Source organism: Pseudonocardia ailaonensis, from assembly GCF_039531635.1.
Classification (GTDB): Bacteria; Actinomycetota; Actinomycetes; order Mycobacteriales; family Pseudonocardiaceae; genus Pseudonocardia; species Pseudonocardia ailaonensis.
In genome coordinates this window covers 17,991-36,447 of sequence record NZ_BAAAQK010000036.1, presented here as the reverse complement: position 1 = coordinate 36,447, position 18,457 = coordinate 17,991, and the positions used below count along the sequence as shown (strand labels likewise).

Annotated in this window: 18 protein-coding genes and 2 pseudogenes; 12 read left to right on the top strand and 8 right to left on the bottom strand. The window is 73.4% G+C overall.

The features are described from left to right. Nucleotides 1-597: pseudogene (locus ABD324_RS36805) on the bottom strand (hypothetical protein); the annotation flags it as partial. A gap of 16 nt (nt 598-613) precedes the next feature. Beyond that, nucleotides 614-886 carry an MSMEG_0570 family nitrogen starvation response protein gene (locus ABD324_RS36800; protein WP_344428432.1) on the bottom strand — a complete coding sequence of 91 codons (273 nt, stop codon included), beginning with the start codon at nt 884-886 and terminating at the stop codon, nt 614-616. A 142-nt stretch (nt 887-1,028) separates the two neighbouring features. Here ABD324_RS36800 and ABD324_RS36795 point away from each other — a divergent pair, with 142 nt between their 5' ends. From ABD324_RS36795 to ABD324_RS36785, 3 genes and pseudogenes are all read left to right on the top strand, one after another. Then, on the top strand, nt 1,029-1,787 hold the full coding sequence (locus ABD324_RS36795) for a hypothetical protein (RefSeq protein WP_344428420.1): 759 nt from the start codon (nt 1,029-1,031) through the stop codon (nt 1,785-1,787). A gap of 18 nt (nt 1,788-1,805) precedes the next feature. Continuing rightward, nucleotides 1,806-2,537, top strand: a pseudogene (dprE2, locus tag ABD324_RS36790) (decaprenylphospho-beta-D-erythro-pentofuranosid-2-ulose 2-reductase). Nucleotides 2,538-2,665: 128 nt separating this feature from the next. Next, nucleotides 2,666-3,781, top strand: coding sequence for an NDMA-dependent alcohol dehydrogenase (locus ABD324_RS36785; RefSeq protein ID WP_344428417.1), 1,116 nt, complete (start codon nt 2,666-2,668; stop codon nt 3,779-3,781). On the opposite strand, the gene ABD324_RS36780 is transcribed toward ABD324_RS36785, so the two are convergent. Then, nucleotides 3,775-4,692, bottom strand: a complete 918-nt coding sequence (locus tag ABD324_RS36780) for an NAD(+)/NADH kinase (protein ID WP_344428414.1) — start codon at nt 4,690-4,692, stop codon at nt 3,775-3,777. The genes ABD324_RS36785 and ABD324_RS36780 overlap by 7 nt on opposite strands. A 42-nt stretch (nt 4,693-4,734) precedes the next feature. Between ABD324_RS36780 and ABD324_RS36775 the strand changes: the two genes are divergently transcribed. Further along, a complete protein-coding gene (locus tag ABD324_RS36775) occupies nt 4,735-5,835 on the top strand; it encodes a dipeptidase (RefSeq protein ID WP_344428411.1) in 1,101 nt (366 codons plus the stop codon). A gap of 43 nt (nt 5,836-5,878) precedes the next feature. Here the strand turns inward: ABD324_RS36775 and ABD324_RS36770 are convergent, their stop codons facing one another. From ABD324_RS36770 to tatA, 3 genes are all read right to left on the bottom strand, one after another. Next, nucleotides 5,879-6,361, bottom strand: a complete 483-nt coding sequence (locus tag ABD324_RS36770; RefSeq protein WP_344428409.1) for a DUF309 domain-containing protein — start codon at nt 6,359-6,361, stop codon at nt 5,879-5,881. A gap of 32 nt (nt 6,362-6,393) precedes the next feature. Continuing rightward, the gene (locus tag ABD324_RS36765) at nt 6,394-7,284 is read right to left on the bottom strand and encodes a TIGR03854 family LLM class F420-dependent oxidoreductase (RefSeq protein WP_344428406.1); all 891 of its coding nucleotides are present in this window, start codon (nt 7,282-7,284) and stop codon (nt 6,394-6,396) included. 62 nt (nt 7,285-7,346) lie between these two features. Next, nucleotides 7,347-7,652: a Sec-independent protein translocase subunit TatA gene (gene tatA, locus ABD324_RS36760; RefSeq protein WP_344428404.1), complete on the bottom strand. Its 306-nt coding sequence runs from the start codon at nt 7,650-7,652 to the stop codon at nt 7,347-7,349. A gap of 190 nt (nt 7,653-7,842) precedes the next feature. On the opposite strand from tatA, the gene ABD324_RS36755 reads away from it, so the two are divergent. Further along, a complete protein-coding gene (locus ABD324_RS36755) occupies nt 7,843-10,026 on the top strand; it encodes a transglycosylase domain-containing protein (protein ID WP_344428402.1) in 2,184 nt (727 codons plus the stop codon). Between the two features lie 196 nt (nt 10,027-10,222). Here the strand turns inward: ABD324_RS36755 and ABD324_RS36750 are convergent, their stop codons facing one another. Both ABD324_RS36750 and ABD324_RS36745 read right to left on the bottom strand, forming a co-directional pair. Beyond that, on the bottom strand, nt 10,223-11,401 hold the full coding sequence (locus ABD324_RS36750) for a trans-sulfuration enzyme family protein (RefSeq protein WP_344428399.1): 1,179 nt from the start codon (nt 11,399-11,401) through the stop codon (nt 10,223-10,225). Between the two features lie 10 nt (nt 11,402-11,411). Further along, nucleotides 11,412-11,984, bottom strand: coding sequence for a TIGR03086 family metal-binding protein (locus ABD324_RS36745; protein WP_344428396.1), 573 nt, complete (start codon nt 11,982-11,984; stop codon nt 11,412-11,414). Between the two features lie 125 nt (nt 11,985-12,109). On the opposite strand from ABD324_RS36745, the gene ABD324_RS36740 reads away from it, so the two are divergent. The 7 genes from ABD324_RS36740 (at nt 12,110) to pheT (ending at nt 18,443) form a co-directional block, all read left to right on the top strand. Further along, nucleotides 12,110-12,430, top strand: coding sequence for a DUF3817 domain-containing protein (locus tag ABD324_RS36740; RefSeq protein ID WP_344428393.1), 321 nt, complete (start codon nt 12,110-12,112; stop codon nt 12,428-12,430). Nucleotides 12,431-12,751: 321 nt separating this feature from the next. Further along, nucleotides 12,752-13,369 carry a translation initiation factor IF-3 gene (gene infC / locus ABD324_RS36735; protein WP_344428429.1) on the top strand — a complete coding sequence of 206 codons (618 nt, stop codon included), beginning with the start codon at nt 12,752-12,754 and terminating at the stop codon, nt 13,367-13,369. Between the two features lie 74 nt (nt 13,370-13,443). Next, nucleotides 13,444-13,638, top strand: coding sequence for a 50S ribosomal protein L35 (gene rpmI / locus ABD324_RS36730; protein WP_344428390.1), 195 nt, complete (start codon nt 13,444-13,446; stop codon nt 13,636-13,638). Between the two features lie 41 nt (nt 13,639-13,679). Next, on the top strand, nt 13,680-14,057 hold the full coding sequence (gene rplT, locus ABD324_RS36725; RefSeq protein ID WP_344428387.1) for a 50S ribosomal protein L20: 378 nt from the start codon (nt 13,680-13,682) through the stop codon (nt 14,055-14,057). Between the two features lie 4 nt (nt 14,058-14,061). After that, nucleotides 14,062-14,880 carry a TrmH family RNA methyltransferase gene (locus ABD324_RS36720; protein WP_344428385.1) on the top strand — a complete coding sequence of 273 codons (819 nt, stop codon included), beginning with the start codon at nt 14,062-14,064 and terminating at the stop codon, nt 14,878-14,880. Between the two features lie 10 nt (nt 14,881-14,890). Continuing rightward, nucleotides 14,891-15,913 (top strand): phenylalanine--tRNA ligase subunit alpha, encoded by a 1,023-nt coding sequence (gene pheS, locus ABD324_RS36715; RefSeq protein ID WP_344428382.1) that lies wholly within the window; start codon nt 14,891-14,893, stop codon nt 15,911-15,913. Between the two features lie 25 nt (nt 15,914-15,938). Next, on the top strand, nt 15,939-18,443 hold the full coding sequence (gene pheT / locus ABD324_RS36710; RefSeq protein WP_344428378.1) for a phenylalanine--tRNA ligase subunit beta: 2,505 nt from the start codon (nt 15,939-15,941) through the stop codon (nt 18,441-18,443). Nucleotides 18,444-18,457: the final 14 nt, after the last annotated feature.

The window sequence follows — 18,457 nt, the reverse complement described above, 5'->3', positions numbered from 1 at the left end:
GGGCTCCGCGCTGGGCACCACCGCGCGGCCGGGCTCCGCGCCGCGCGGCGCCTCGTCGTCCGGCGCTCGCCCGCCGTCCTCGGACCCGCTCCGCGAGGCGCCGCCCCCGCCGCCGGCGTCGGCTCGGGCTCCGGCTCCGCCTCCGGCAGCGCCTCCGGCACCGCCTCTGCCTCCGGCTCCGGTGACGGCGTCGGAGTTGGAGCCGCTCGTTCCCCCGCGCACGCCCGCCGGGGCGGCGAGGCCCACCGCCCGCAGCGCCTCCACGATCCCCTGCACGTCCGTGTTGTGGGCCGTCCAGCCGTGCGGGCCCGGGACCAGGGTGTTCGCGGCGCCGATGGCGGCGGCGGAGGGGGCGACGTCCGCGGCGACCTCCAGGGCGACCCGCTTGAGCGGCATCGTCAGGGAGAGGCCGGCCCACGACCCGTCCAGACCCTCGACGAAGGCGGGCAGGCCCGCCTCGTCGACCTCGTGTGCCGTGTACGACCAGGTGTCCAGGCCGAGGGCGGCGTAGGCGGCGCCGTGGAGGACGGGGGAGAGCGAGTGCGCGATCGGGGAGCCGAGGACCGCGGCTCGCCGGACGGGAGGGCCGGACGTCACGCCCGCGAGTATCCCGTCAGCGGCGGAACCGCTCGACGGTGACCTCCTGCGATCCCTCGAACCGCGCGGCCGCGCCCTCGACCCGGGACAGCGTGTGGGCGGACTCGGCGCACCCCATGCCGTACTTCGCCCGGACCCGCTGGTCGGCGATCTGCATGCAGGTGCGGGTGAGGTCCACGAACTCCGTCACCGGATAGCCGGCGCCCACCCGCAGGTACTCCTCGACGATCAGCGAGGGCGAGTAGAAGGACTCGGTCGAGCCGTCCGGCCAGCGGACGTCGAAGAGCATCTCGGGCACGCCGTCGAACCTAGATCGCCGTTGTGACGGCGGTGTTGCGTAGTCAGTCCTGATGAACCCGTCACGTTGGTGCTAATGGCCTAACGCGAGGAGCGACGAGTCGGGTGTAGGTCCCGCCGCCAGAGAGGTCCCGATGACCGCCACCGAGCCCACCGCCCTTCCCGACGCGCAGGTCCGGGGCACGGAGACGCCTCTCGACGACCCGACCGTCGCGATCCCGGTCGTGCCGGCCGCGTACGGCCTGCGGGCGCCGTGGGCCGGGGGGACGCTCGCCGGGGCCTCGCCGGAGCCGCCGGTCGCCGTGCCGGGAGCCGTGTCGATGGGTGCCTGGCCGGGAGCCGGGCCGAAGGGCGCGGGGCCGGTGTCGTACCCGGTCGCCGGCCCGGCAGCCCCGATCGCCGATCCCTACGGCCCCCCGGCCGGCCTCGGCTACCCGCCCCCGTACGGCCACCCCGGGTTCGCGGCGCCGCGCCGCTCCCGCCGGCCCCTCGCGATCGTCGGCGGTGTCGTCGGCGTCGCGCTGCTGGCGGGCGTCGTCGCAGCCGCGGCCTCCGGCGGCACCCAGGATGTCCGGGGCACCTTCGAGCTCACCGACACCGGCTACCTCGGCTCGTCGTTCCGGACCGGTTCCTCGTGCACCGGCTCCGGCGGCTACCGCGACATCGGCGCGGGGACCGGCGTGACCGTCTACGACGCCTCGGGCGCGATCGTCGGCACCGGCAGGCTGAGCACCGGCCGGGCCACCAGCTCGTCGACCTGCGAGTTCACCTTCACCGTCCCCGACGTTCCGACCGGCGGCGACTTCTACCAGGTCGAGATCTCCCACCGCGGCAAGGTCACCGTCGACGCCGACGAGCTCGCCAACGGCCCGGCGCTCACCCTCGGGAGCTGATCGCGCAGACTCCCCGGCATGGGAACCCTCCTCGTCCTCGGCGGCCGCAGCGAGATCGGCGTCGCGGTGGCCCGCCGGCTCGCCGGGCGCGAGGCGTCGACCGTGGTCCTGGCCGCCCGCCGCGCCGACGACCTCGACGGCGAGGAGAAGTCGATCACCGGCACGACGGTCGAGCGCGTCGAGTTCGACGCCGACGACCTCACCTCCCACCGCCCCCTCCTCGACGAGGTGGCGGACAGGCACGGCGGGATCGACATCGCCGTCGTCGCGTTCGGGATCCTCGGTGAGCAGGCGCGCGCCGAGCGGGACCCCGCGCACGCGGTGCAGATCGTGCACACCGACTACGTCGCCCACGTGCAGGTGCTCACCGAGCTCGCGACCCTCATGCGCGAGCGGGGGAGCGGCACGATCGTCGTCTACGGCTCGGTGGCCGGGGTGCGGGTGCGGCGGGCGAACTACGTCTAGGGCAGCGCGAAGGCCGGCCTCGACGGTTTCGCCTCCGGTCTCGCGGACGCGCTGCACGGCTCCGGGGTGCGGCTGCTGCTCGTGCGGCCCGGTTTCGTGGTCGGCCGGATGACCGCGGGAATGTCGCCGGCGCCCCTGTCCTCTACTCCTGACCAGGTCGCCGACGCGACGGTCGCGGCCCTGCGCGCGGGCCGCGGCGAGGTGTGGGTCCCCGGCGCCCTGCGACCGGTGTTCGCCCTGTTCAGGCACCTGCCGAGGGCCGTGTGGCGGCGCCTGCCGCGGTAGCCGGGAGGCCCGCGAATGTCGACACTTTCGTGACGCGGCGCGAGCTTCCGCTTTCCCTTCCCCGTCGACCGTCCTAGGGTCCGGTGCGCATATCCCCATGTGACAGTGAAGTCCAGGAGGACACCGCCATGCAGACCCGTGGAGCCATCATCCGCCAGGCACCCGGCAAGTACGAGGTCGTGGATCTGGAGCTCGACGACCCGACGAACGGTGAGATCCAGGTCCGGATGGTGGCGTCCGGCATGTGCCACTCGGACGACCACATCGCGACCGGGGACATCCCCGTCGGCGTCTACCCCTTCGCCGGCGGTCACGAGGGCGCCGGGATCGTCACCAAGGTCGGGCCCGGCACCAAGGGCTTCGCCGAGGGCGACCACGTCGTCTTCTCCTTCATCCCCGGCTGCGGGCGCTGTCGCTGGTGCGCACAGGGCAAGCAGAACCTGTGCGACCTGGGAGCGGGCCTGCTCGCCGGTTCCCGCTGGGACGACCCGACGGACTTCCGGCTCAGCCTCGACGGGCAGCCGGTCGGCCAGATGTGCGGCATCTCGACCTTCTGCGAGCACACCACCGTCGCGGTGGACTCGGCGATCAAGATCCCGGACGACATCCCGCTCGACAAGGCCTGCCTGGTCGGCTGCGGGGTCGGCACCGGCTGGGGTTCGGCCGTGAACTCGGCGAAGGTCCAGCCCGGTGACACCGTGGTCGTCATGGGCATCGGCGGCATCGGCATCAACGCGGTGCAGGGTGCCGCGCACGCCGGCGCCACGAACGTCATTGCCGTCGACCCGGTGGCCTTCAAGCGGGAGAAGGCGCAGGAGCTGGGCGCCACGCACTCCTGCGAGACGATGGAGGAGGCCACCGAGCTCGCCAAGCAGTTCACCAACGGGCAGGGCGCGGACTCGGCGATCGTCACCGTCGGCGTCACGACCGGGCAGCACGTCGCGCAGGCCTTCGCCGCCATCCGCAAGGCCGGCACCGCCGTCGTCACTGGGCTCGGCGACCTCACCGAGGTCGGGATCCCGGTCTCGATCGGTGAGATGACGCTGTTCCAGAAGCGGCTGCAGGGCTCGCTGTTCGGCGAGTCGTCGCCGAGCTACGACATCCTCCGCCAGCTGGAGCTCTACCGGGCCGGCACCCTGAAGCTCGACGAGCTGATCACCAAGACCTACTCGCTCGACGAGGTCCAGCAGGGCTACCAGGACATGCACGACGGCAAGAACATCCGCGGCGTCATCCTCTACTGAGACTCGCGGGCCTCCAGCCGGTCCCGCACCTCCCCGGGCAGCAGCTCGCGCAGCTGCTCGGGGAGGAGCGGGAGGTCCAGCAGGCTGAGCTTGACCCGGCTGCGCTGCGCGTGGACGTCCGGGTCCATCCGCACCACCCGCCCCGCACCCGGCTGTACGACGACGTCGACGACCGCCCCGGCCCCGACGTCGCCGGTGCCGATCCCGTCCGCCTCCAGCGCGGTCGTGCCGCAGCGTTCGGTGAGCTCCAGGCGCAGCGTGTCCGCCTCGCCGAGCACGATCGGCCGTGAGATGCCGGACATCGGTGCCGACGGCGTCACCACGATCCCGCCGACCGACGGCGACAGGATCGGCCCCCCGGCCGCGTAGCTGTAGGCGGACGAGCCCGCCGCGGTGGCCACGACCAGGGCGTCGCAGTGGTAGTAGCCGTAGCGGACGCCGTTCACGGCCAGCCGGGCGGCCACGGTGCCGCGCCCGGGGTGCCGGGCCAGGGCGAGGTCGTTGAACGCCACGTGGGTCCGGTCGCCGCACGAGATCCGCAGCGCGCTGTGCGGCTCCTCCACGAAGTCCCCGCTGACCAGCCGGGCCAGCGCCGCGTCGAGCTCGGGCGGGGCGACCTCCACGAGGAACCCCAGGTTGCCCAGGTGCACGCCGAGCACCGGGACGGGCCGGTCGGCGACGAGCCGCAGCGCGCCCAGCATCGTGCCGTCGCCACCCAGGCTGACGACGGCGTCGGCCTCGTTCGCGAGGTCCTCGCCGCTGACCGGGACCGCACCGGGTACGCGGGCGGCGTCCGAGGCGCGGACCAGCACCTCCGTGTGGTGCGCGTCGGCGAAGGCGACGAGCCGTCGGGCGACCTCGGTGACGTCGTTGCGGGGATGCAGGACCATGGCCACGCGCGGGGAGTGCACGCGTCCAGTCTGCCCGTGCGGTCGCGGGGGACACTGCTGCCCATGCACGCGACCGACCTCCTGCGGGACACCCCGCTGATCGACGGCCACAACGACCTGCCCTGGGCGCTGCGGACGCTGGCCGGGCCCGAGCCCGATCTCGCGGCGGGTGAGCCACGGCTGCACACGGACCTGCCGCGGCTGCGCGCCGGCGGGGTCGGTGCGCAGTTCTGGTCGGTCTACGTGCCGTGCTCCTTCACCGGCGACGGGGCGGTGCGGGCCGTGTTCGAACAGGTCGAGCGGGTGCACGCGCTGGCCGACCGGTATCCCGCGGACCTGCGCGTGGTCACCACGGCGGACGAGGTCGAGGCCGCCTTCGCCGACGGGTGGATCGGCTCGCTGCTCGGCGCCGAGGGCGGGCACTCGATCGGCGGGTCGCTGCAGGTGCTCCGCGCCCTGCGCCGCTCCGGGGTGCGATACATGACCCTGACCCACAACCTGAACACCGAGTGGGCGGACTCCGCGACGGACGAGCCGGTGCACGGCGGCCTGACCGGCTTCGGCCGCGAGATCGTGGCCGAGATGAACCGGATCGGCATGATCGTCGACCTCTCGCACGTCGCCGCGACGACCATGCGGGCCGCGTTGGAGGAGACCCGGGCGCCGGTGCTGTTCACGCACTCGTCCGCCCGCGCGGTGACCGACCATCCGCGCAACGTGCCGGACGACGTCCTCGCCGCCCTGCCCGCCAACGGGGGCGTGTGCATGGTGACGTTCGTGCCGCGCTTCGTGTCCCGGGCGGTGGCGGAGTGGGACCTGAGGCTGGCCGACGCGATGACCGCGGCGGGAGCGGATCACCGGAACCTGAAGGTGCGCAACGACTTCGCCGCGGCCTGGGACGGCCCGTCGACGCCCGGTGCCACGCTCGACGACGTCGTGGCGCACGTCGAGCACGTCCGCGAGGCGGCGGGGATCGACCACATCGGCATCGGCGGCGACTACGACGGCGTGGCGGAGCTGCCGGCCGGCCTGGAGGACGTGAGCGGCTATCCCCGCTTGTTCGACGCCCTGCTCGCCCGGGGCTGGAGCGCCCAGGACTGCGGGAAGCTCGCGGGGCGCAACGTCCTGCGGGTGCTGCGGGCGGTCGACGACGTCGCTGTGTGATCCGGCAGGGAATCGGTCGAACTCCGACCGTTCCCCCGCCCGATCAGCCCCGCAGGCGGGGGCGGAGGTCGGCCTCGGTGACGGCGCCCGCGCCCTCGCGTTCGATCCGCTCGGCCAGGGCGAAGCCGTGGGCCTGGATGCCGCGCAGGTCCAGGCCCGCCGGGGTGTCGCCGATCCAGCGGGAGATCCCGTCCGCGCCTCGTTCGAGCAGGGAGGACGCGCCGCGGGCGTTGCCGCGCTGGGCGTGCGTCAGGCCGACGGCGAGCTGTGCGAGCGCCCGCCAGAGGTCGCGCTCGGCGGCCCCTGCGCTCTTCCACGCCGCCTCCAGGACCTCGTGGGCCTGGAAGGGCAGCCCCTCGTCGAGCAGGCGCTGGGCCTCGGTGACCGTCTCGTCCGGGGTGAGGTCGAGATCGTCCGGCACCCGGCCGGCGTCGGGGGAGCCGTAGGGCAACGGGCGGCCGGCCGCGTCGCGGGGCCGGGCGTTGCGGGCGCGGGCGGCGCCGTCCCGGTCACGGATCCTGCTCACGCCTCGACCCTGCCACACGATCACCGGTCCGATCACGTCTCCAGCGGGCGCAGCTCCTGCTCGAAACGGTCGAGGAAGCCGTGCCACGACGTGATCGGGGTGGCCGGGCGGATCACGAACTTGGTCAGCCCGGCCTCGACGAACTCGGTGATCCGGGAGCGGGCCTCGGCCCAGCTCCGGGCGACGACGCGCTCGGGCGGGATCTCCGGACGCCGTTGCGCGGTGGCGGCGAGGATCGCCGCGATCTCGGCCTCGCTCGTCCCGTCCTGGACGACGCCGATGTTCGTGCCGTAGTGGTCCGCCTCGATCTCGCGGCCCGCCTCCGCGGCCGCGCGCTCGATCTCGAGGCGGCACCGGCCGGCCTCCTCCGGGCTGACCCCGCTGCCGAGCCAGCCGTCGCCGAGGCGCCCGATCCGCTCCAGCGCGACCGGGGCGTGCCCGGCGAGCCAGAGGTCGAGCGGGCCCGGCGGGCGGGGGCCGACCGAGGCGTCGTGCAGCTGGTAGAAGGCGCCCTCGTGGGAGACCCGCTCCTCGGTGAGGAGCCGGCGGATCACCAGCAGTGCCTCGTCGAACACCGCGCCGCGCTCGCCGGGCACCGGGTAGAACTGCCGGTCCCGGGCGCGGCCGGAGCGCACCCCGAACACCGGCAGGATCCGCGTCGGCGCGAGCGCCGCGAGGCTCGCGAGCTGCGCCGCGACGAGCGCGGGATTGCGGCCCGGCAGCACGAGGACACCGGTGCCGATCTTGAGCGAGCGGGTGCGGCCGGCGGCGTAGGCCATGCCGGTCAGGGGGTCGAGGCCGTCCGTGCCGACGATGTCGGGGAGCCACAGCGAGTCGATCCCGCGCGCCTCCAGCTCGTCGACGAGCTCGGTCACACCCTGGGCACCGGTCGGGAGCGACCCGACGCCGATCCGGACCTTCACACCGGCCGACGCTAGTCAGCCCCACCCGGGGATGTCGACGGCCGGTGGCCCGGGTCTCCCGGTCAGGTGGCGTCGGTGCGGGCGGGATCCGTCGCCGGCCCGGCGGCGGTCTGGGGTGCGGGCTGCGACGAGGCCGGCGCCGCCGCCGGCGCGGTGACCTGCGGCGTGACCTGCACGGTGTCCTGCGGCTGCACCGGGGCGGGCGGGGTCACGGGGGAGGGCGCCGCGTCGTCGGCCCGCAGCTCCGCCTTCAGGATCCGGGTGGACCGGCCCAGGCTGCGTGCGGCGTCGGGCAGCTTGCGCGCCCCGAACAGCAGCACGAACACGCCGATGACGATCAGCCAGTGCCATCCGCTCAGCTCGCCCATCCAGGCCTCCCCGTGTCGGTCGCGCATCCGTTGCCCAGTGAAAGTGTGCGCCTCACGACCTGGTTCGTCGCCACCGGGTCGCCCGGTTCGCACATTCGCGCGGAATTACGTCCGAATCGCGGAGAAAGGGCAATTCCGCATCGGCGGGCCACACCCGGCCGCTACGGTCCGCCCTGGTAGACCTTCCCCCGTGGGTGTGACGTGGGGTGTGCGGCGGCTGGTGATCCTGGCCGTCGTGGCGGGTGTGCTCGTGGCCGGAATGCTGTTTCCCTTCATCGGCGGAATCGGCCTGGCCGCGGGTGCGGTGAGCGATTCCGCGGTGGGCACGAACGCCGACCTCAAGGCGGGGGTGCTGCCCGCCGCGACGACCGTGCAGGACGCCACCGGCCACACCCTCGCCACCCTGTACGACCAGTACCGCGTGCCGGTGGAGAGCGACAGGATCGCGCCGACGATGAAGGCCGCGATCGTCGCCATCGAGGACCGGCGCTTCTACGAGCACGGCGGCTTCGACCCGATCGGTGCCGCCCGCGCGCTCGTCAACAACTCCAACGGTGGGGCCACCCAGGGCGCGTCGACGCTCACCGAGCAGTACGTCAAGAACTACGACCTCTACGTCGCCGCCACGACGGACGCCCAGCGTCGCGCCGCCGTGGCCCCGAGCTACGCGCGCAAGCTCAAGGAGGCCGAGCTCGCGGTCAGCCTCGATCACGAGCTGTCCAAGGACGAGATCCTCACCCGTTACCTCAACCTCGTGTACTTCGGGCACGGGGCCTACGGCGTGCAGGCGGCCGCGCAGACGTACTTCGGGGTCGACGCCTCGGCGCTGACGGTGCCGCAGGCCGCCCTGCTCGCCGGCATGGTGCAGAGCCCGGCGGAGTACGACCCGGTGGCGCACCCGGACGCGGCCAAGGGCCGGCGCAACGTCGTCATCGAGCAGCTCCGCCAGCAGGGCTCGATCGACCCGCAGCAGGCCGCCGCGGCGGCCGCCGCGCCGCTCGGGTCGGTGCCGGACCCGTCGACACCTCCGGAGGGCTGCATCGGCGCGGGCGACGCCGGCTACTTCTGCGACTACGTGCTCGCCTACCTCAAGCAGGCCGGCTTCCCCACCGACAAGCTCACCGGTGGCGGCTACACCATCAGGACGACCCTGGACCCGGACGCGCTGGGCAAGGTCAAGGCGGCCGTCGACCAGCAGGTGCCGCCCACCCAGCCGCACGTGGCGAACGTGATGGCCGTGGTGGCGCCGGGTGCGGACTCGCACAAGGTCGTCGCGATGGCGGCCAACCGCACCTTCGGCAACAAGGAGGGCGAGTCCAGCTACGGGCTGCCCTACGAGCCGGAGAACATGGGCGCCGGGTCCGTCTACAAGATCTTCACCGCGGCGACGGCGATGGAGCAGCACCTCATCGGCATCGACACCCTGATCTCCGTGCCGGCCAGCGGCTACACGTCGCCGATCTACAAGAACGGCAACGGCAAGCCGATCCCGGTCAACAACGACGGCCACTACCGCGCCGCGCTCACGCTGCAGGACGCGCTCGCGGAGTCGCCGAACACCGCGTTCGTGAAGCTGGAGGAGAGCACGGGGGTGCCGCCGGTCGTCGACATGGCGGTGCGGCTGGGGCTCACCTCGCTCGCGGAGACGCCCTACAGCGGCAAGGCGGGGACGCCGTCGATCGCGGACGTCATGAAGTCGCAGAACCAGGCGTCGTTCACCCTCGGGGTCACCCCGACGAGCGCGATGGAGCTGGCCAACGTCCAGGCCACCCTCGCCAGCCACGGCACCTGGTGCCCGCCCACCCCGCTGGCCTCGGTCACGGACCGGGACGGCAAGGCGGTCCCGGTGACGCAGGAGGCCTGCCGGCAGGCGCTCGAGCCGGGCATCGCGGACACGCTGATGACGGGCCTGAGCAAGGACGACTCCGCGGGCGGCACCTCCGCGGCCGCCGCCGGCTCCGAGGGCTGGAACCGGCCGATCGCGGCGAAGACCGGGACGACCCAGCAGTACAAGTCGGCGGCCTTCGTGGGGGCGACGCCGCAGCTCGCGGGCGCCTCGATCGTCTTCGACGACTCCAACGCCCCCAAGCCGATCTGCGACGGCAGCCCGCCGCACACCTGCTCGGGCGGCAACATCTACGGCGGCAAGGCCCCCGCCCGCACCGCCTACCGGGCGCTGTCCGACATCCTCGGCGACCAGCCGATCGCGCCCCTCCCGCCCGTCGACCCCGCCTACCTCAAGGGCACCCTGCCCGACGCCTACATCCCGCCCCCCACCCCGCCCGCGGCTCCCGACCAGCCCGCCCCCGGAGGCGACGAGAACACTGGCGCCGACAACGGCGGCGGCAACCCCGGCGGCGGCGGCAACGGCTGACCCCAAACCCCGCGAGTCGGCACTTTCGGTAGGCCGAAACACACGCTGACGACGCGCCGCCGTGATGGACCTGTGGGCTCGCGGGATCGGTGGTGCGGCAGCCCGCGACATCGCTGATCTGCGCGCCGGCGTCACATTCGGCCTCCCGAAAGTGCCGACTCGCGGGGCGGACGGTGCCGACTCGCGGGTCGCGGGGTCAGGGCTCCAGGGAGTCGAGGGCCTGGGTGAGGTCGGCGATCAGGTCTCCGGGGTCTTCCAGGCCCACGGAGAGGCGCAGGTGGCCCCAGGTGCGGAAGGGCTCGGGGTAGGAGCCGGCGCGCTCGTCGTCCCCGGCCACGTGGACGATCAGGGACTCGTCGTGGCCCAGTGAGACCGCCGACGTCACCACCGTGAGGGCGGCCACGAAGCGGTTCTGCGTGTCGGCGTCGCCGCGGACCGCGAAGGCGAGCATGCCGCCGAAGCCGGACATCGTGCGGGCCGCGAGCGCGTGCTGCGGGTGCGAGGGCAGGCCGGGATAGGCGACGTACGCGATCCGCGGGTCCGCCTCGAGGAACTCCGCGACCGCCTGGGCGTTCGCGCAGTGCTGACGCATCCGCAGCGGCAGGGTCACCGCGCCCCGCATGATCAGCCAGGCGTTGAAGGGGCTGATCGCGCCGCCGACGTTGACCATCGCCTCGGCGCGCACCCGGTCCGTCAGCGCGCGGTCGCCGATGATCGCGCCGCCCATGGCGTCCCCGTGGCCGTTGACGTACTTCGTGAGGGAGTGGACGACGAGATCGGCGCCGAGCTCCAGCGGCCGCTGCAGGACCGGGGTCGCGAAGGTGGCGTCGACGCTGAGCAGGGCGCCGGCCGCGTGGGCGATCTCGGCGACGGCGGCGACGTCGGTGATCCGGGTGGTGGGGTTGGCCGGCGTCTCGATGTGGACGAGCGCCGTCTCGGGGCGGATCGCGGCCCGGACCGCCTCGGGATCCGACGAGTCGACGAGCGTCGCGGTGATCCCGTACTTCGCCGGCAACAGCTCCGTGAGCAGCCGGAAGACCGCCACGTACGTCACGTCGGAGGACACCACGTGATCACCGGAGCGCAGGAACGTGAAGAAGACGGCGTGCAGGGCGGCGACCCCGCTCGCCAGCGCGACCGCGTCGACGTTCCCGGGAGCCCCGGCCGTCTCCAGCAGCGTCAGCTTCTCCTCGAGCCAGCCCTGGTTGGCGCCGCCGTTGCGGGTGTAGAGCGGCGTGCCGAAGTCCGACCAGCTCAGCGTGGAGGGGTCGTCCGGCAGGGCGTACGAGTTGGCCATGACGAGCGGGCGGCGGATCGCGCCCGTGCCGGGGTCGATGTCGTTGCCGGCGTGGACGCTGAGGGTGTCGAAATGCACACCTCCATTCTCATGGGGTCCAGCGCGGGTCCCGCCCGGCGTACCCCAGCATCCGGTGGAAGACGGGTGCGCCGGCCCCGACCTCGACGGGCGGCCCGAAGACCCCGTGCTCGGCGAAGCCCCGGCAGAGGTCGAGGCAGGCGTGGGCGCTCACCGCGTCGACGGAGAAGCGCTGCCGGGTGGCGCGGGCGAGGTCCCAGCCGTGCACCACGATCTCGTTGAGCGCGACCACCCCGAGCACGGCGGCGGGCATCACGACGCCGCCGGCCTCGGTCTCGCCCTCCCACGCCTCCGGCTCGCGCCAGGCCGCGACCAGGGCGGCGAGGCGGTCCGGCAGCTCGGTGCGCCAGTCCGGGTCCAGGTGCTCGGCCGTGGCGACGGGCGCCTGCGAGCCCTGCGCCGTCTTGTGGGCGGCGTCGGTGAACGCCTCGGTGAGGCCCATCAGGTGGTCGAGGAGCGCCGCGACGGAGTAGTCGGGGCAGGGGGTCGGGTCCGCGAGCTGCTCCGGGCGGATGGCGGGCAGCAGCGCCGCGAGCCGGTGGGCGGCGGGGGCCAGGGTCACGGTCTGCACGGCGGCGGTCATGGCGTCCTCCTCGGTGGGCGTCTGTCAGGTCAGACGGCCCGGGTGCGCGGAACTCATCGGTCGGCCGAAGTTCGACGTCTGGTAGAACTTGGGGGAGCAGCCAGGACCGGACAAAAGGGAGCACCATGACCGCGACCGTCGAGACCACCTCCGGTGTGGGGAAGCTGTTCCGCGCGGTCGCGATCGCCGAGGCCTGCTCGTGGACGGGGCTGCTGGTCGGGATGTTCTTCAAGTACGTCGTGGTGCAGAACCCGATCGGGGTGCAGGTCTTCGGCCCCATCCACGGCGCACTCTTCGTGCTGTACGTGGTCGTGGCGGTCGTCGCGGCCCGGAAGCTCCGCTGGGACCTCCGCACCCTGGCTCTCGCGCTGGTCTCGAGCATCCCGCCGCTGATGACCGTGTGGTTCGAGCGCCGGGCGGCGCAGCGGGGCCGACTCGCGGGGTGAGCTGCGGTGCGGGAGCCGCCGTGGAGCGGCTCCGGCTCCGCGACCGGTGATCGCTCCGGCGCTCGATCTCGTCGCCGGGGACGGCCCGGTGGCCCGGCGGGCCCCCGCGCGGCGGGCGAGGGGCACTCGTGTACCCTTCGGAATGCGACCACTCCGTCGCGCGTTGTATTGCGCGTCTGGGCGATCAAGTGGAGCCCCGCTCCCACCCGCTCACTGCTCCACAGGTGTCCGGGTCCCGGTCAGCAGTTCTTCGCGGAGCTGTGTCGATCGACGGGTCTTTGCTTGTCGTCGCAGGACATGACGGCATAACGAGGAGACCCCATCACCACAGAGACCCGCATCAACGACCGCATTCGCGTTCCCGAGGTCCGCCTCGTCGGCCCGAACGGCGAACAGGTCGGCATCGTGCGTATCGAGGACGCCCTGCGGCTGGCGCAGGAGGCCGAGCTCGACCTCGTCGAGGTCGCGGCCCAGGCCCGCCCGCCCGTCTGCAAGCTCATGGACTACGGCAAGTTCAAGTACGAGAGCGCGCAGAAGGCCCGGGAGTCCCGGCGGAACCAGCAGCTCACGGTGATCAAGGAGCAGAAGCTCCGGCCGAAGATCGACACCCACGACTACGAGACCAAGAAGAAGAACGTGGTCCGTTTCCTCGAGGGTGGCAACAAGGTCAAGGTCACCATCATGTTCCGCGGTCGTGAGCAGAGCCGCCCCGAGCTGGGCTACCGGCTCCTGCAGCGGCTCGCGAAGGACGTGGAGGAGCTGGGCATCGTCGAGGCCGCCCCGAAGCAGGACGGCCGCAACATGACGATGGTGATCGCGCCGACCAAGAAGCCGGTCAAGCGTCCGTCGAGCGCGACGGCGTCGGACACCGACGTGGACGTCGAGGTGGAGGCCGGCGACGTGCAGGCCGCCGACGTGCAGACCGAGCCCACGGCCTGAGGTTCGCCCGAGCCAGAAGCAGCACACCGCGCCGCGGTCCCCCCACGGCCGCGACCGACAGAAGTGGATCAGCCATGCCCAAGAACAAGACGCACAAGGGAACGGCCAAGCGGGTCAAGGTGACCGGCACCGGCAAGCTCCTGCGGCAGCAGGCCGGCCTGCGCCACCGGCTCGAGGTGAAGTCGAGCAAGGAGACCCGCGACCTGTCGCGCGTCGTCGCCGTCGACAAGGCCGACGTCAAGCGCGTGAAGAAGCTCCTCGGTCGCTGACCGCCGCCCGCTAGCCCCCCGACGAAGTAAGGACACACCTCATGGCTCGCGTGAAGCGCGCGGTGAACGCCCAGAAGAAGCGCCGCACGGTCCTCGAGGCCTCGGCCGGCTACCGCGGCCAGCGGTCGCGCCTGTACCGCAAGGCCAAGGAGCAGCAGCTCCACTCGCTGACCTACGCCTACCGGGACCGCCGCGCGCGCAAGGGTGACTTCCGGCAGCTGTGGATCACCCGCATCAACGCCGGCGCCCGCGCCAACGGCATGACCTACAACCGCTTCATCCAGGGTCTCAAGATCGCGGGTGTCGAGGTGGACCGCAAGAACCTGTCGGAGCTCGCGATCAGCGACCCGGCCGCGTTCGCCGCGCTCGTCGAGCTGGCCAGGGCCAACGTGCCGGCCCAGAACGAGTCGGCTGCCTGAGCACTTGCTCACCGAACGGACCCCGCGCGTCGCCGCAGCCCGCAAGCTGCTGCGGCGCGCGGGCCGTGACAAGGCCGGGCGGTTCCTCGTCGAGGGTGCCCAGGCCGTCCGGGAGGCCGTCTCCGGCGGCGCCCGGGTGCACGAGGTGTTCGCCACCGGCACCGCGCTGTCGCGCAACGCGGACGTCGTCTCGTTCGCCGAGGGGCGCGGCATCCCGGTGACCCTGGTGACCGACGCTGCCGCGGAGGGCCTGTCCGAGACGGTCACCCCGCAGGGCCTGGTGGCCGTCTGCGATCTGGTCGACGTGCCGCTCGACACCGCTCTGCAGGACGCGCGGCTGGTCGCGGTGCTCGTGAACGTCTCCGAGCCGGGCAACGCCGGCACCGTGCTGCGGGCCGCCGACGCGGCCGGCGCCGCGGCCGTCGTGTTCGGTGGGGACTCGGTCGACCCGCACAACGGCAAGGCCGTCCGCGCGTCGACCGGCAGCCTGTTCCACCTGCCCGTCGCCCGCGAACGGGACCTGACCGTGGTCCGAAAGGCACTGGCCGGCCTCACCCTGCTGGCCGCGGACGGGCACGGGGAGCTCGACCTGCACGCCCCCGAGGCCGCCGAGGTGCTCGCCGGGCCCACGGCGTGGATATTCGGTGGCGAGGCCCATGGTCTCCCGGCGACCGTGCTGGAGGCGGCGGACCACCGGGTGCGGGTCCCGCTCTACGGCCGGGCGGAGAGCCTCAACCTCGCGACCGCCGCCGCGATCTGCCTGTACGCGAGCGCCGCGGCGCTCCGCCCGATCCAGGGCTCTAGGATCACCGACCGTGCCTGAGGGAAGTGTCATGAGCGATCTCGACCCCGCCGCGCTGGATGCCGCCGTGAAGGCTGCCCGCGAGGCGTTCGACGGTGCGGGTGATCTCGACGCCCTCGCCGCGGTCAAGCCCGCCCACCTCGGCGACAAGGCCCCCGTCCTGCTGGCCCGCCGGTCCCTGGGCAGCCTGCCCGGCCCGGAGCGGGCGGACGCCGGCAAGCGCGTGAACGCCGCCCGCGTCGAGGTCCAGGAGGCGTTCGACGCCCGCCGCGAGATCCTGCTCGCCGAGCGGGACGCGCGGGTGCTCGCCGAGGAGTCCGTGGACGTCACCGTCCCCTGGGACCGCCGCCCGCGCGGCGCCCGGCACCCGATCACGCAGATCGCCGAGAAGATCGCGGACGTGTTCGTCGGGATGGGCTACGAGGTCGCCGAGGGCCCGGAGGTCGAGTCCTCCTGGCTGAACTTCGACGCGCTGAACTTCGGCAAGGACCACCCGGCGCGCACCATGCAGGACACCTTCTACCTGGGGTCCGACCAGAGCACGGTGCTGCGCACGCACACCTCGCCGGTGCAGATCCGCGCCCTGCTGGAGCGCGAGCTGCCCGTGTACGTCGTGTGCCCGGGCCGCACCTTCCGCACCGACGAGCTCGACGCCACCCACACGCCCGTCTTCCACCAGGTCGAGGGCCTGGCCGTCGACGAGGGCCTGACGATGGCGCACCTCAAGGGCACCCTCGACGCGTTCGCGCGCGCCATGTTCGGCGAGGACTCCCGCACCCGCCTGCGGCCGAGCTTCTTCCCCTTCACCGAGCCGTCCGCCGAGGTGGACGTGTGGTTCCCGGAGAAGAAGGGCGGCGCCGGCTGGGTCGAGTGGGGCGGCTGCGGCATGGTCAACCCGAACGTCCTGCGGGCCTGCGGCATCGATCCCGAGGTGCACTCCGGGTTCGCGTTCGGCATGGGCCTGGAGCGCACCCTGCAGTTCCGCAACGGGCTGCCGGACATGCGGGACATGGTCGAGGGCGACGTCCGGTTCAGCAGCGCTTTCGGTGTCTAGGGCCTTCGGAATCTAGGAGCACGACGTGCGAGTCCCCCTGTCCTGGCTGAGCGACCACGTCGCCGACGTGCCCGACGACGCCGAGGCGGTCGGCGAGGCCTTCGTCCGCGTCGGGCTGGAGCTCGAGGAGATCCACCCGCTGCCGGAGGTGACCGGCCCGCTCGTCGTCGGCCGGGTGCTGGCGATCGAGGAGCTCACCGAGTTCAAGAAGCCGATCCGGTTCTGCCAGGTGGAGGTCGGGTCGCCCGCCCGCCCGGCGACCCGCGGCATCGTCTGCGGTGCCCGGAACTTCGAGGTCGGCGACCTGATCGTCGCCGCCCTGCCGGGCGCCGTGCTGCCCGGCCCGTTCCCGATCGCGGCGCGCGAGACCTACGGCCGTACCTCGGACGGGATGATCTGCTCGGCCAAGGAGCTGGGCCTGGGCCAGGACCACGCCGGCATCCTCGTGCTGCCCCCGGGCACCGCGGAGACCGGCAGCGACGCCACCGAGGTCCTCGGGCTCACCGACCCGGTCGTCGAGCTCGCGATCACCCCGGACCGCGGCTACTGCTTCGCCGTGCGTGGCATCGCGCGTGAGCTCGCGGCGTCGCTGGACACGGACTACACGGACCCGGTGCTGCGCGTCGACGTGCCCGCGGAGGCTGGGTCTTCCTGGCCGGTCGAGATCGCGGACGAGGCGGGCTGCCCCCGGTTCGTCGCCCGCCGGGTCACCGGTGTGCGCGCCGATGCGCCGAGCCCCTGGTGGATGCAGCGGCGCCTGCTCGCCGCGGGGATGCGGCCGATCTCGCTGACCGTCGACGTCACCAACTTCGTGATGCTCGACCTCGGCCAGCCGCTGCACGCGTACGACGCGAGCCGGTTGCAGGGCACGATCGTCGTCCGCCGCGCGAAGGCGGGGGAGAAGCTCACCACGCTCGACGACGTCACCCGCACCCTGGACCCGGACGACCTGCTGATCACGGACGACTCGGGTCCGATCGGGCTCGCGGGCGTGATGGGCGGGGCGTCGACGGAGATCCCGCTGGACGCCGCGGGCGAGACCGACCGCACGATCGACATCGTGATCGAGGCCGCGCACTTCGCGCCGACCGTGATCGCGCGCGCCGCCCGCCGGCACAAGCTGCCCAGCGAGGCGTCGAAGCGGTTCGAACGGTCGGTGGACGCGCAGCTCCCGCCGGTGGCGGCCGAGCGCGCGGCGCGGCTGCTCGTGGAGTACGGCGGTGGCACGATCGAGGCCGGCCGCACGGACGTCGGCGCCGCCCCGGTGCTCCCGCCCGTCCCCATGGCGCTCGACCTGCCGGACCGCACCGCGGGCGTGACCTACGAGCGCGGCGCGACCGTCGCGCGGCTCACCCAGGTCGGCTGCCGCGTCGAGCTGCAGACTGGGGCGAACGGCAAGGCGGCCGTGGTCGCGACCCCGCCCACCTGGCGTCCGGACCTGGCGCAGCCCGCGGACCTGGTCGAGGAGGTCCTGCGGCTGGAGGGCTACGAGACCATCCCGTCGGTGCTGCCGTCGGCCCCGGCCGGCCGCGGCCTCACCGCCGCGCAGCTGCGCCGCCGCGCGGTGTCGCGGGCGCTGGCCGAGGCCGGGCACGTCGAGGTCGAGCCGTTCCCGTTCGTCGGCGACGACGTGTGGGACGCCCTGGGGCTCGACGCGGACGACATCCGGCGCAGCACCGTGACCGTCGCCAACCCGCTCGACGCGGACCGCAACCGGCTGTCCACGACGCTGCTGCCCGGCCTGCTCGAGACCCTGGTGCGCAACAAGGCCCGCGGCTTCGACGATCTCGCGCTGTACACGGTCGGCCAGGTCGTGCTGCCGCACCGCAATCCGGTCACGATGCCCGATCCGGCCGTGGACGGGCGCCCCACGGACGCCGAGATCGCCCAGATCGACGCCGCGCTGCCCGCCCAGCCGGTGCACGTCGCCGTCGTGCTGGCCGGGGCCCGCGAGCCGCAGGGCTGGTGGGGCAAGGGCCGCCCGGCGAGCTGGGAGGACGCCGTGGAGGCCGGCCGCCTGGTCGGGGCCGCGGCGGGCGTCGAGCTGCGGGTGATGAAGGCCGAGCTGGCGCCGTGGCACCCGGGCCGGTGCGCCTCGCTGCGGGTGGGGGACTGGCCCGTCGGACACGCGGGCGAGCTGCACCCCAAGGTCGTCGAGGCACTGGGCCTGCCGCCACGCACCTGCGCGATGGAGCTGGACCTCGACGCGATCCCGCTGCAGGACGGCCGCCCCGCCCCGCAGGTCTCGCCGTACCCGCCGGTGTCGGTCGACGTCGCGCTGGTCACCGCGGACGACGTGCCCGCGGCGGACGTCGCGGCCGCGCTCACCGAGGGCGGCGGCGAGCTGCTGGAGGCGGTGCGCCTGTTCGACGTCTACACGGGCGACCAGGTCGGCGAGGGCAACCGCTCGCTGGCGTACGCCCTCCGCTTCCGCGCGAAGGACCGCACCCTCACGAGCGAGGAGGCGAACGCGGCCAGGGACGCGGCAGTAGCCCTGGCGACAGAACGCTGCGCCGCCGTCCTCCGCTGAACCCGCGTTATGGA

Coding starts and splice junctions, on each gene's coding strand:
- ABD324_RS36800 (WP_344428432.1), bottom strand. CDS start 886: ATGCTCTTCGACGTCCGCTGGCCGGACGGCTCGACCGAGTCCTTCTAC.
- ABD324_RS36795 (WP_344428420.1), top strand. CDS start 1,029: ATGACCGCCACCGAGCCCACCGCCCTTCCCGACGCGCAGGTCCGGGGC.
- ABD324_RS36785 (WP_344428417.1), top strand. CDS start 2,666: ATGCAGACCCGTGGAGCCATCATCCGCCAGGCACCCGGCAAGTACGAG.
- ABD324_RS36775 (WP_344428411.1), top strand. CDS start 4,735: ATGCACGCGACCGACCTCCTGCGGGACACCCCGCTGATCGACGGCCAC.
- tatA (WP_344428404.1), bottom strand. CDS start 7,652: ATGGGCGAGCTGAGCGGATGGCACTGGCTGATCGTCATCGGCGTGTTC.
- ABD324_RS36745 (WP_344428396.1), bottom strand. CDS start 11,984: ATGACCGCCGCCGTGCAGACCGTGACCCTGGCCCCCGCCGCCCACCGG.
- ABD324_RS36740 (WP_344428393.1), top strand. CDS start 12,110: ATGACCGCGACCGTCGAGACCACCTCCGGTGTGGGGAAGCTGTTCCGC.
- rpmI (WP_344428390.1), top strand. CDS start 13,444: ATGCCCAAGAACAAGACGCACAAGGGAACGGCCAAGCGGGTCAAGGTG.
- rplT (WP_344428387.1), top strand. CDS start 13,680: ATGGCTCGCGTGAAGCGCGCGGTGAACGCCCAGAAGAAGCGCCGCACG.
- pheS (WP_344428382.1), top strand. CDS start 14,891: ATGAGCGATCTCGACCCCGCCGCGCTGGATGCCGCCGTGAAGGCTGCC.